The sequence below is a fragment of the Mucilaginibacter terrae genome, from assembly GCF_031951985.1.
GTDB lineage: Bacteria > Bacteroidota > Bacteroidia > Sphingobacteriales > Sphingobacteriaceae > Mucilaginibacter > Mucilaginibacter terrae_A.
On sequence record NZ_JAVLVU010000001.1, the window covers coordinates 1,467,092 to 1,480,648 of the forward strand.

At 43.5% G+C, this 13,557-nt stretch carries 6 protein-coding genes; all 6 read right to left on the reverse strand.

Translation table 11 applies throughout. The features are described 5' to 3' along the window. Positions 1-10: 10 nt before the first annotated feature. Positions 11-3,193 (reverse strand): SusC/RagA family TonB-linked outer membrane protein, encoded by a 3,183-nt coding sequence (locus QE417_RS05940; protein WP_311948297.1) that lies wholly within the window; start codon positions 3,191-3,193, stop codon positions 11-13. Positions 3,194-3,232: 39 nt separating this feature from the next. After that, positions 3,233-4,660, reverse strand: a complete 1,428-nt coding sequence (locus QE417_RS05945) for a fasciclin domain-containing protein (RefSeq protein ID WP_311948299.1) — start codon at positions 4,658-4,660, stop codon at positions 3,233-3,235. 17 nt (positions 4,661-4,677) lie between these two features. Continuing rightward, a complete protein-coding gene (locus QE417_RS05950; RefSeq protein ID WP_311948302.1) occupies positions 4,678-6,438 on the reverse strand; it encodes a fasciclin domain-containing protein in 1,761 nt (586 codons plus the stop codon). A gap of 21 nt (positions 6,439-6,459) precedes the next feature. Then, the gene (locus QE417_RS05955) at positions 6,460-7,935 is read right to left on the reverse strand and encodes a RagB/SusD family nutrient uptake outer membrane protein (protein WP_311948305.1); all 1,476 of its coding nucleotides are present in this window, start codon (positions 7,933-7,935) and stop codon (positions 6,460-6,462) included. A gap of 30 nt (positions 7,936-7,965) precedes the next feature. Continuing rightward, complete coding sequence (locus QE417_RS05960) at positions 7,966-11,220, reverse strand: SusC/RagA family TonB-linked outer membrane protein (RefSeq protein WP_311948306.1); 3,255 nt, start codon at positions 11,218-11,220, stop codon at positions 7,966-7,968. Between the two features lie 94 nt (positions 11,221-11,314). After that, a complete protein-coding gene (locus tag QE417_RS05965) occupies positions 11,315-13,507 on the reverse strand; it encodes a fasciclin domain-containing protein (RefSeq protein ID WP_311948308.1) in 2,193 nt (730 codons plus the stop codon). Between the last annotated feature and the right edge of the window lie 50 nt (positions 13,508-13,557).

Below are 13,557 nucleotides of genomic sequence, written 5' to 3' on the forward strand. Positions count from 1 at the left end.
GCATTAATTATTATAAACCTATACGTAACCCTAACTGTGCCGAGCGGAATTGCGGCTCGAGCGCAGTATCAATTCCTTGTGTTAGCGGGCTTCCGTTAGCACTAAACTCCGGATCGTAACCGAGGTATTTGGTAACGGTGAACAGGTTATCGGCGGTTAAATAAATAGTGGCGTATTTAAGTAATTTTGGTTTAACAGGCAGGTTGTAGTTAATAGCCAGCGTACGTAAACGCAGGTACGAGCCGTTCTCAATAAACCTGTCGCTAAAGCGGGCATTGCCCATCGGGTCGCCGTATGAGGCACGCGGAACATCAGTTAACTGGCCGTCAAACCTCCAGCGGTTTACAATGTTGCCAAACTGGTTGGCCGGAGATGATAACGACTGCAATATTGCACGCGGACCATTGTACACATCATTACCGCTGCTAAAGGTAAATATGGCCGTTAACGAAAAGTTTTTATAACTCATTTTACCGTTAAAGCTACCCACAAAGTCAGGGTTTGGATTACCAATGATCTGGCGGTCGTTGGCATCAATAACTTTATCGCCGTTGGTATCAACAAAACGCATATCACCCCCTCTGAACGGGATGAGACCACCATCAGTACCCCTGATGTTTAACCCGGCTTGTGCCGCCTCGGCATTTGAAGTGTATACACCGTTGGTTTTGTAACCGTAGAACATAGCAGTGGGCTGCCCAATACGGGTAATCATGGTAGCACCCGAGTAATTGGTGATCAAGTTATCAGATGGCAAGGCCGTTATACGGTTGCTATAAGTTGATACATTTACCCCTACATCTAATTTAAAAGTATTGTTAATGATGCGGCTGTTCAGGCTAAGGTCTAAACCATTAGTGCGCATGCCGCCACTGTTGGCTACTACATATTGCATACCTGCGGCGGTATTAACCGGATCGAGGGTTAGCATTTTAGACGTTACGTTGTGGTAAGCATCAATGCTGAATGATACGCGCTCGTTAAATAAGGCTACATCCAAACCTATATTGGCTTTTTTGCTCAGTTCCCACTGTAATTGGGAGTTGGCAATATTACCCAGTACCAGGCCTTGCGTACCTAAAAGGTTTTGCGGACGATAGTATGAGCGGCTGTTATAATTACCAATATCATCGTTACCGGTTAAACCATAGCTGGCGCGAAGTTTCAGCAGGTCGATCGACTGCATATTGGCTAAAAATTTCTCTGAAGAAATAAGCCAGCTTGCCGCTACCGATGGCAATACCGCATATTTGTTACCGGCAATTGTTAATGCTCCCGGTATGTCTTTACCGAAGCGCGAAGAACCATCGGCCGAAAGATTGGCTGACAAATAGTACTTACTTTTAAAGCTGTAATTAAGCGCCATATAGGTATTTAACCACTTCCATTTGCCGTAATCGCCGCTCAAACGGCGCAGGTTGGTTACACCGTTGCCAATACTCACAAAATCATCGGTTGGTGAGTTAAAACCTTGTGCGTAGTCCTGCTCGCTCTCGCTGTCGTGGTAACGGAAACCGGCATTAAATAACAGATCGTGCTCACCGGTAAAGGTGCGTTTGTATGAGTACCAGGTATCGTTATAAAAAGAATTATAGCGTTGTATTGATGCACCTAAGCGGCTGTATGCAATAGCATTACTCAAAATAACAGGCACTACGCCCATGCGTGGGATAAACGTATTTTCCCTCACCTTATCATACACCAAACCGGTTAATGAGCTTACGCTATGATGTTTATTGAACTGGTAATTAAACTTAACCGAGCCAAAGAAGCGGTAATACTTATTGGTTTGCTGTGCGTTACGGATTAGCGCAACCGGGTTACTTACGTTAAAAATATCGACATCGGCCAGATTGGGCGATTGCACGCCGGTTTCGGATATTTGGTTTACCGACAAAAACGGCGCTTTAATTAAACTAATTAACGTTGGGTTTGCTGTGGTTAAGCCCTGATCGCGCAGTATTTGCTCTGACGATGAAAACGACAGGTTGGTATTAGCGGTTAACTTTTGAGTTAAATTTAAATCGGCGTTAAAGCGGGTGCTGTAACGTTTCAGGTTGGTACTATCGGTAATACCATCATTATTTAAGTATCCTACCGACAGGGCGTATTTGGCAATATTATCGCCCCCGGTTACTTTGAGGTAATAGTTTTGGCTGTAGCTACTGCTAAATACCTTATCCTGCCAGTTGGTGTTATTGTGGTATTGGTAGTATGCAGGGTTGGTCGACTGATTATCGTTCATGTACGGCTGCGCCTGAGTTTGGGCATCGGTTTGGCCTGCGCTGCGCAGTACATCAGAAAGGTATAAGCGATAATCGGTAGTGTTTAATAACGGGATTTGCTTGGGCGTAAAGTTCATGCCACCATAGGCTGCAAAATCAATACGGGTTGATAGCTCTTTGGCATGAGCCGTGTTAATTAAAATAACGCCATTGGCACCACGGCTGCCATAGTATGATGCACCGTCTTTAATTACGGTTATATTATCAATATCCTTAATATCGATGTTCGACAGTGGGTTGGTAACATGCCCGTTAATAATAGAGCGCCCGTAGCTATTGGCATCATATATCATCCCATCAATTACATACAGCGGCTGATTGCTTCCGTTAAGGGAATTAAAACCATGCAGAAAAACTTCGGCACCCACACCCGGCGTACCCGAACGGCGCACTACATTTAGCCCGGCCACCTGGCCTTGTAAAAAGTTATCGGGCGTTTCCTTAGGGCGGTTCCAGCTGCCATCAGTATTTACCGATGCAACCGAGTAGCTGATCTGCGATTTTGGAGCCTGGCGGAAAGGCAGCGAAACCAAATCGTACATAGAGTTAAAACTATCCTCATAAAGGGCAGCGTTAACTATGGTACGACCGTTTACAGCCACATCCTTATACTGAAAGCCTTGTCCTGAAAATTGCAGCACACTGGTTTTTGAGGGCACCGTAATTTTAAAGTTGCCCTTATCATCGGTAATGGCGGCGGCAACATCCTGCACCACCACGTTTATACCCGGTATAGGTTTTTTAGCAGCAGCATCGGTAACCTGGCCGGTTACCTGGTAGCCGTTCTTAATTTTATTTGCAGTCGTAACGGCGGTTTGCGTGCTATCATTTTGCTGGGCGTTAGCAGCCGTGCAAAAACATATGCTTCCGCAAATAGCCAATACGTGTATAGGGGTAAAAATGCGCATGTTTATAGGTTATATAATTGCTTCATCAGGTTTAAAAAATCAGGGTAGTTGCGGTACCAGCACAAAGTAGTCGATGTTGATAGAGTTGGTACCATCTACACCATTGTTGGCCGCAACCACATAGGCCGTTATGCCGCCAAACTTGGCCGGGGTGTAGTCGCCCACAAAAACCTGGTTATAGTTTTTAAGCGGAACATCGGTTTCGGCAAAAGAGGTCGACTGTGGGTCGTTAACGGCAAAGCGTTGTTTAAAGGTTAGCGTTTGCACATCATTAGGTGCCACCCAGTAAACTTTATATGGCACAGTGTAAAGCTCTGGTAGGTTGTACCTTACATTAAACAGTGGTATTTTGTGGTTAAAAATATAAATGTCGTTAAACTGCTGATTGGTGTTGGGATTAAGCCTTAAACGATAGGCAATGTTGCCGCTTTTATCGGTGCGGCTAAAGCCACTGGGCTGTTCTCCCTCACGTTTTATAGGGCGAATTTTATCGATGAGTTTTACATTGGCAGCACTCATTACATACACCATACCATTGCTGGTGGCGCGCGATTCGATGATGGCAGTTTTATCGATAGGCACGGTAACACCATCTGCAGATACCAGCGTGGCAGGCAGATCGGCCTGGGCATATGAGCCTTTGATAACCAGGTCTTTAATAACATGAAGTGAACTCAACCGGTCGGTTTCATCAGTATTGGCTCCCTGCACATATGGGCGTATCTTGGTGCGTTCGGCATCAACAGCGGCATCAGTTAACAGGATGAAAGTATACTCCTGGTCTTCGTTGCGCAAATCTCCTACCCTGTCGTACAGGTAGTTTTTGGTAACCAGGCCTGTTCCGGGTTGATAGATGGGTTTGCCGGTAACCGGATCTAAACCAATTTGGGTGGCTTTAGATGAGTCGATAGCCTGGTAATCCAAACTGTTAATGTAAGTTTTCTCTTTATAAGTAGTGCTGCTCACGTATTCCCAAACATTTTGCTTAGGCATTACTACTTTATTGATGGTATGCAGTACACCATTGCTTACATATTTATTGGCAGATGTAAGGCCGGCATCTTCAAACTGGGTTGCAGTAAACTTAATGTATTTACCATTAAGCGTTTTGATGCGTAAGGTTGGATTGGGTGTATTGGTATAATAATTAAGGTTAACTATGTGATTACCTACAAACTGTTTCAAACGATCGGCATCATTAACAACGGCTGCGTCAAGCGTTTGCAGGGTTTGATTATCAGGCGCCCAAACGGTATACATTTTTGAGCCTTCGAGCACCTTATCGTAGCCGGTTTTTATAAGCAATTCGTTAAAACGGCTCAGTGTTGGCGTTTCTTTAATTAGCTGCGCAAGCGTTTGCTTTAAGGCAGCATCTTTCACATCGGTTTCGTCGGCATATTTGTTGCAACCCAGCAGAGCTGCAACTATGCCAACAAACATTATAATTCGGTTATATTTAATAGTCATGATGGGTTTTCAGGGGTTTATTGTGGTTTTTGTATTACAGACCCATCAGGGTTAAATTTAGGATACAACTGGTCCATGTTTTCAGGGATAAAATGTATCATGTCTATCTGTATATCGCCAGAGGCATCGGCCACGGCTTGCAGCCTGAGCGTGTGCCTGTCGGTTTTCTGCACATCAATGCTACCTGCCAATAATCCATAGCTATCGCGATAGTATTCGATGGTTTGCGCCGGGTTATTATAAAAAGGCACACTCGGACCACCAAAAACCATCTTTTTACCTAAAGCTTCCAATGATTCAGGCGTTGTACCGGCAGGATAGGTCCAGCGGTTACCAACCAGCACCTGGGCAGGTAAACTCTCGGTAAGGTTCAACACGCGAGATAGCGGCTCGCCATTAAACATAACCGAAACACCTTTACCACCACCACGACGGATGAAGCATACCCACACCTTGTAGCGGCCTTTAACCAGTAATGGCGTTTTAAATTCTATCCAACTGTTGGCTGTTGCCGCGGTACGCAGGGCCGCAATAAACAGATAATCGTTATTGTAAACATAAAACTGGCGGGCTTCAGGAGCTACACGGTAGCTTACCGAACCTGTTTGCCATTTAATATCCTGTAAATCGCCGGTTGAATAGCTTGGGCTGTTTTTGTTAGTTACACGGTATATACCGGTTAGGCGTTTAAATTCAGGCTGCTCGGTAACTTCCCAATAAACAGGTATAGGGAAGCGTACTTTAATAGCATAATGAGCTGCCATATCATGTAATACACCGTTTGCTGTAGTAATATCGCTACCTGCACGGTTTATTTGTGCGCCGGGCTCATACTTGCCATCAAAAGTATCATCGTTAACCAAAATTTGCTGATTAACCAATTTGGTGGTAATTACATCAAGCGGAGCTAAAGTAACGTGCGATGATGCATTGAAAACATCAGGTAAATATTTAAGACCCGGCAAAATATGATAGGCCATAAACAGGTGCAAACTATCGTTAATCAATTTAGGATTGCCTGTTTTTGAATACTTTGCTTTTAAAGCCGCATAAGAGCTAAATCCGGCAGAAGCCAGCACCGCATTCGATTCTGCCAGTACGGTTTGGAAACGCTTATTGGTATCGGGAGCATTAATTGGCAACACGTTTAAGCTATCATAAAAACCTGTTTCTTTAAGTGCTTGAGTGAATACACTATAGTTAGGATTTTGCTCGATAGCCTGTGCCAGGGTTAGTTTTGATGGTTTTAAAACCCTGTCGATAACATGTATAATACCGTTACCTGTGCGGATATTACCTTTTAACAAGGTAGCCTGCCGGTTAATGGTAAGCGTAGTTACACCGTTAATATTTTGTGCACCGGTAAGTATTGATTGCCCGTACATGGTGTTTGTACGCAGTTTACCATCGGTAAATTTATCGGTAGTAATGGTGTCGCGCACCAAATGGAAACGAACCAGATCCTTCAGTTCCTCCACTCCAATTTGATCAATTGAAGTTTTGCCAACTTCGGTAAGATACTTTGCAAACGCATCGTTGGTTGGGGCAAATAAGGTATAGGTTCCGTACCCCCCTAATGAGTTATCGCTGCCTGTAATTTGCAGCACCTTTGATAAGGTAGAGAACTGACCGGCATCTTTTTGTAAATACTCCGTAATATTCACATCGCCGGTAGTGGTTTCGGTAAACTCCTCGCGTTTACAGCCACTTAAAACTATGATCAATACCATGATACAGGTTATTGATGCAAGCCATTTGTTTGAGTTTAAGATTTTCATAAACACTTATTTAAATGGTACTTATTGATAAAATGGATTTTGAACCAATGCTTTATTTGTTTGCAGCTCATATAAGAATATGGGGAAGTAATGGCTGCGTTTATCGCGCAATTTTACAATAGCTGCTTGCTGATACTCATCGGCGGTGGTGGTTGGCACCACATCGAGTATCAGGTCAAGCCGTTCGTAGTTGTTACGACGGGCGTTGCGTAACAGGTCATACCAACGTTTACCTTCAAAGGCAAATTCGCGGGCACGCTCAGCTAATAAGTAATCGGTAACACCATTTTTATCGGTAGGATCAACCACCATGGCCGAGCCTGGTAATGCATTGGCGCGTGTACGAAGGGTTTCTATTACATTTAAGGCCGCCTGACCGTTACCTTGCTGATTTTGAGCTTCGGCTTTCATTAACAATACTTCAGGATAGCGATACACGAACCAGTGTGCAATTGAGGCTCCCTGAGGACGCGATGAGGTAGCATTTATGCCTTGATATTTATATATGGTACCATCATTAAATTTCAAAGAGGCATCATTACCACGTATGTCAAAGTTTGTTATATCAAAGAAATCCTGGGTAAATACTTCGGCTGTAACCCTTAAAGCGGCCCTGAACCTTTTGGTACCAATGAGCATGTCATAAAACGGATTTTGCTTATTCTGATTGAATTGAAGCTCAAACAAGCTCTCGTTAGAATTGCCTTGATAGTATAGTGTGCCGAACCAGTTGCTATCGCCCGGAACTAAAACAAATTGATTTGAATTGATAATGTAATCGCAGGCTTTTATACAATCATCATACTTGTCAAGCCATAAGTAAACATCGGCTAAAATGGCATTAACAGTGTAGCGGGTTATACGTCCTTTATCATCGTTACGGTTACCGTAGGTAGTAAAGGTGTACTGCTCGGCCTGTTTAAGATCTTTAATTATCTGGTCAAACACCTGTTGCTGGGTGCTTTTGGGTATTTCCAGGTTTTCATCATCACTACTGGTTGAGGTAAGTTTTAAAGGAACATCACCAAAGCTGCGGGCCAGGTAAAAGTACAGTAACCCGCGTAGTGCCAGGGCTTCGCCCAGATAACCATTTAAAACTGATTGGGTAAGTGTATTGTCGTACTTTAATACATCCGGACCAAAATCAAGCACAGTATTGCAATTGTTTATCGCTTTATAGATGATAGACCAATCGGCGATGGTGTTGGTTGAGGCGATGTTTACGTTAATTACATTGAGCTCTGCATTTCGTACAAATGTTCCCGCGGTTAGCATATCTCCCCGCAATTCGCCCCACAAAAACAAGTTTTCCACCAACGGATCGGCCAGCATACCGGCATAGCAACCGTTTACGGCGGCTTTTAACTGTTCTTTTGTTTTCCAGAAATTCTGCCTTATAATACCATCCTGCGGCTCAAGCGACAGGTACTTGTTACACGATGTTGAACAAAGTGTAACCAGCAGCAGTACAACCGAGAATTTTACTTTTATATTCATATAAATACTATTCTGTAATTCACTTAATTATTAAAAACCTACTACCATACCCAACACCAGGTTGCGCGTTGGTGGCGTCATCGAGTTATCAGTCGCCACGCGGAACGGATCGCTACCCCTCACCGAAACCTCGGGGTCTTGCCCGGTATATTTGGTAAAGGTTAACAGGTTTTCGGCGGTTACGTATACGCTTGCGCTACGGATGCCTACGCGGCTCAACAGGCGTTTAGTTAAATTGTACCGGGCGGTAACCGAACGCAAACGGATGAAAGAACCGTTTTCTACATAACGGTCAGACCCTAACCAGTTAAAGCCATCATTCCATACCGCACGCGGTACATCGGTTACGTCACCCTCGTTACGCCATCTTTTTAACACCTCGGTACTTTGGTTATTAAAGCCATACATATTGCTGGTTTGCATGCGGGTGCCGTTAACCAGCTGGTAGCCATACCTGAAGGTGAAGAAGGTATTAATTTTAAGATTACCATTGAAAGTGATGGTTGGCCCAAAACCGCCTGTGAATTTTGGATTGCCATTGCCCAGGTAAACCACGTCTTTGTAATCAATATTACCATCGTGATTTATGTCTTCATAAGCTGCATCGCCGGGTTTAAACAAATAATTGGTTGCCGGGTAGTTAAAGCGCATTTGCAGTGGCACACCATCCAACCCAACAATAGGTTGCCCGTTGGCATTGGTGGCTACTGTAGCCGCCTGGTCTTTGTACACTCCCTTAAAGCGGAAGCCATAAAACGAACCAAACGGGTTGTTTACCTGTAAAATAGTGCGGTAACTACCGTTGGTGGTAATATCACCTTTGGTACTTGGATAGTAAGGAGATATCTCGCGAATAATATTGGTGTTATTGGCAATGTTGAAATTCATTTCCACCATCAACTTTTTGGTTTTAACCGCTACTGCGTTTAAGTTTATCTCCCAACCCTGGTTATCCATGGTACCCACATTCATACTTATTTTGCTGAAGCCCGAGATACCCGGCAATTGCAGATCATTGAAAAATAAGTCGGTTGTACGGTTGCGGTATATATCTACGTCAACATTAATGCGGCTTTTAAACATGGATAAAGTCAAACCAAGGTCTTGCCCGGTAACGGTCTCCCATTTAAGGTTGCGCAGCTCCATATTTTGTGAATAAACTGCCGATGAGCCTAAGTAATCGTAAGTGTAGTTACCGTAGATATTGTAAAAAGTATAGTTGTTTTTAGGTTCGTTACCGCTTTTACCATAGCTGGCACGTAAGCTCAAATCATCAAAAAATGTTACTTTTTTCATGAATGGCTCACCCGATACACGCCAGCGCGAAGAAACCGACGGGAATAATCCCCAGCGGTGAGCCGGGCCAAATTTAGAGTTACCATCGGCACGTAAAGCAAAGTTTACGATGTACCTGTCTAACAAACCGTACTGGGCATTGAATACCGCAGCAACACTACGGGTTTGCCCAAATGATGACCTGAGGTTTAAAATACGACTATTAATTGATGGATCTTGAAGTAGCACCGAGCCTGAGTTTGATGACTCGCTTTGTAAAACCGTGGCCTTGCTATCATTAGTTATAAATGATACCAGCCCCATTAAACTATGCTTTTCGTTAAGCTTGGGGGTATAAATAAAATTGGTTTTGGTTTGAATGCTAAACTGGTCTACATCGCCATCAAATGCCCGGTTAACGTTTTGGTTGCTTACCGGTAAGCCTGTTGCAATTTGAGGTAAAAAGGTGCGGTTTTTAGTGTTGTTAATATCAAACTGCACATCGGCAGTTGCACGGAACAAGCTTGGAACAATATCATACTGTAATGTAAAGTGCGGTACAATACGCTCGCCAATTACATTGTTAATGCCTGAGTTAAGCATGGCTACCGGGTTAAAAGTACCCGGGTATGCGCCCTGAATATTTTGCACCGGCGACAGATAAACACCGGTATTGTTACCAAAGCTGTTTATTTCGTAAATGCTCATGTTGGGCATTTTTTGGTATGCTATGCTTCGGGCGTCATCGTTATATACCTTATCGGTATTGGAGTGCGTGTATGATACGTCGGTACGGAACTTGATACGATCCGACACGTTGTAATCGAGGTTTATACGAGTTGTTACCCTGCTTAAAGCCGTACCCAAAGTAGTACCCCGCTGGTTAAGGTAACTCAAAGATGAAAAGTAACGAGCTTTTTCACCACCGCCCGATAAGGAGAGGTTATGGTCGTGCATTATGCCTGTGCGGGTAATGGCACCGATCCAATCGGTGTTATTGCTGTAATTGTTGAAGTAATAACGGTCACTGGGGTCATACAAAAACTCTTTTACTGTTTGTGTATTTAACGGAGTACCGGTACGGTTCATCACCTCTTCGGGAATGAGTTGTGAGTACTGGTCGCCAGTAAGCATAGGTATTGCATTAGGTTGCCTTGAGGCAGTGGCACGCATGGTATAAGTAACCTGCGGCGAACCTAAACGACCACGCTTGGTATTAATAATTAATACCCCATTGGCTGCCCTTGAACCCCAAACTGCCGTTGCAGCAGCATCTTTAAGTACCGATATATCCTGAATATCGGCCGGGGCAATATTCAATAGCGAGGCATAACCCTGTTCATCGGCTGTACCAAAGTTAAAATCGGTTGGAATATTGGTTTCATAAGGCATACCATCTAACACAATAAGCGGGTTAGTTGAACCATTGATGGTTGATGTACCGCGAATACGTATTTGCATACCGGCACCAGGGTCGCCAGAATTGGCTGCAATATCAACACCGGGCAAGCGACCTTGTATAGCCTGGTCAATTGATGAGGCTGAAAGTTCTTCAATATCTTTAGCGCTGATTTTTGCAACAGCCGTAGTTGAATTACGGGCATCAATTTGCAACAAGCCGTTACTTGATGTTTTATTGGCAGTAACCATCACATCGGTAAGGGTATTGGAGCTTTGCTCCATAGTTGCATTAATGGTGGCACGGTCGTTAATATCCACAACCACGGTTTTGTAGCCAATTAGCGATACGGAAATTTTATTTTGACGATTTTTAATGCGGAGCGCGTAATTACCATCAATATCGGTTGATACACCGCCAACAATACGTTTCTCTTTATCGATCTCCACAACGGTAACACCCACCAACGGGGCTTTATCCTTTCTATCGGTTATTTTACCGCGAATGGTGGCAACTGGTGCAGTAGTGGTTTGCGCCTGCACAAACATAGACAGCCCGGCAAGTACAAGTGTTAAACAGCAGAAAAAAAGATGGGTATATATTTTTTTCATTAATCAGGTTTTTATTCGGTTTATAAGTTGCCGGGTGGTTAGCCCGGCAACATTACCTTTTGTGTGTTTGGTTTGGGTATGTTATGCTTTAATACTAATTGGCATTAAACTTCAGGAAGTTGTCAAGCAGGTGTATTACCGTACGGTTTGACAGGTTGTTGCTGCTTGCCGCTACCACATTTACTGTATTGCCAAGCATATCACGCACCTGCATGTTGTTAACTCCCGTATTAGTCACATTTACGGCGGTTGTAGTGCCGTTGGCAGTTTGCAGCAGTGTTAAAAATCCACCGGCTTTTTTTCCGTCGGGTACTACGGTTGCTTTTTGTATGATGTGGTACCTGATGAAGTTAGCCACCTTATCGCGACCGATTTGGTCGGTTGGGGCGGTTGTAGCAGGCAGGTAGCCTTGGGCTATAGCCGCATCAATAGCAGTATTAGTAGGTGCCAATACTGTGTAAAATGAACCAGCAGTTACACCCAAGATTTCACCGTTTGAGGTGTTGTAAATGGTAGATGCCTTTACATAGTCAACAAACTTTTTGTAAGGTGAATTGGCCTGTGCCGATAGTGCCTCCAGGTGTTTACCTACCGACAGGCTTGGCTCTGACAGTAAACCATCAATATAATATACCGTACCGTTTTGAGTAGTGCGAGAACTGGTTGCATTGATGGTTAAGTTGGCATCGCGGGTACCGGCCGAGTATACAGTGTTGTTGCTGTAACGAATGTATTCGCCGTCGTAAGTTTCTAATATGCCGCTACCTTGAAGACTTGTAACATCGGCACGTACAACCTGGGTGTTGATAATACGATTAAGTTTATCTAAAGCCGATGAACCTGATAGCGCGGTACCTCCACCCGGTGGGGTATAGCGCCAGGTATTGGCATCTAAGTCATAGTTAAATCCTAATGCCCGCATGGTAGCATCCGAAGTTAAAAACAACGTATACTTTAAACTGGTATTAATAATATTGGCTTTAAGGTTTGCAGTTAAAGCCCGGGTCATTAATGAGTAATTAGGATTTAAATAAGCACGGCCAAACACAGTACTGAATACGTTGGCATTTTGTACCTTATTGGTACCATAAAATACACCGTTGCTTAGTAATTTCTTATCAACCACATCAGAAGCCGGATTAAATAAGGCTCCCTGCCCCTGTCCGTTAATGGTGGTGGCAAATTTGCTTGGCCAAACGGTGGTTAAAAACATATGTGCATTCAGGAAATCGTACATAATTTCCTTAGGCAGCGCATCAAGCGATGGATAATATTCTAACAGCACATTATTGATGTAATCATTCAGGGCCGTGTTAGTAGGTGCAAACATGGAGTAACCTTCGGCTTGCCCGTCGTTATCGTCCAGTTTCTGATAGTTTTCGTTATTAGGCGAGTAAGCCAAACCGGCATCATACAGTTTTACATAAATGTCCTTTTGCACGCCGGTATTTTCTAAATTTTTGGCGGTAGCCTCCGGACTTAATATGTACGATACCATATACTTATCAAACAGCGATTTAAAAACACTGTACTGGTTATTAGTACCCATATATTGGTCGATGCTTGGCAATGGAAGCAATACGCGGTTAACCTCGTGTATTACACCATTTTCGGCAATGATGTTGCTGTTTACTACCTGCGCATCGGCCACATTAAATCCTGTGTAAGGGTTTGCGGTATTGAAGTAATTGTAATCTGCCGGGGTAAGATTTTTTGGGGTCAAAAATCTGTCGAGTATATAAGGTATATACTTGTTATTATTATCACTTACGGTAAAGTAAGTGGTTCCTCCCCTATTGTTACGATTTGAATTTACATACGTAATATCTTTACCATTGTAATTAACAACCTGTGCCCCGTCATAATAAGCCGTGCGACGTTTAAAAGCCATATTAGGCACCCAACCGGTAAGTGATTGATAGTCGGGCAAACGATCGGTCTTAAAGGCATTGAATACCAGGCAATATTTAACAATTTTTTGAGCAGTTGCTGCATCAATATCGGCGGCGCTGTTAATTCCCTTTTCTTTAAAATAGGCGGCAAAAGCAGCATCGTTAGGCGCAAACATGGTCCAAAAACCAGCCTTGCCTAAAATGTCTTTATAGCCTGCCTTCTCAATACAGGTTAGTAAGCTTTTAAAGTTACCACGCTGTTCCAGTTGCTGGTAAATAGGGTCGGCCAGGTTATCGGGACGCTCGTAACGCTCGTTAAATTCCTTTTTGGCGCATCCTGTTATTAACAACAGGCCCAATAAAAACAAAAAAGCACTTTGTAAAATTCTCCTCATATAAATGCACAAAGTATTACACTGTATGCTATGTAGGCATGCAGCTTTTA

Excerpts from the sequence above, each read along its gene's own strand:
- QE417_RS05940 (WP_311948297.1), bottom strand. The coding sequence starts at position 3,193 with ATGCGCATTTTTACCCCTATACACGTATTGGCTATTTGCGGAAGCATA.
- QE417_RS05945 (WP_311948299.1), bottom strand. The coding sequence starts at position 4,660 with ATGACTATTAAATATAACCGAATTATAATGTTTGTTGGCATAGTTGCA.
- QE417_RS05950 (WP_311948302.1), bottom strand. The coding sequence starts at position 6,438 with ATGAAAATCTTAAACTCAAACAAATGGCTTGCATCAATAACCTGTATC.
- QE417_RS05955 (WP_311948305.1), bottom strand. The coding sequence starts at position 7,935 with ATGAATATAAAAGTAAAATTCTCGGTTGTACTGCTGCTGGTTACACTT.
- QE417_RS05960 (WP_311948306.1), bottom strand. The coding sequence starts at position 11,220 with ATGAAAAAAATATATACCCATCTTTTTTTCTGCTGTTTAACACTTGTA.
- QE417_RS05965 (WP_311948308.1), bottom strand. The coding sequence starts at position 13,507 with ATGAGGAGAATTTTACAAAGTGCTTTTTTGTTTTTATTGGGCCTGTTG.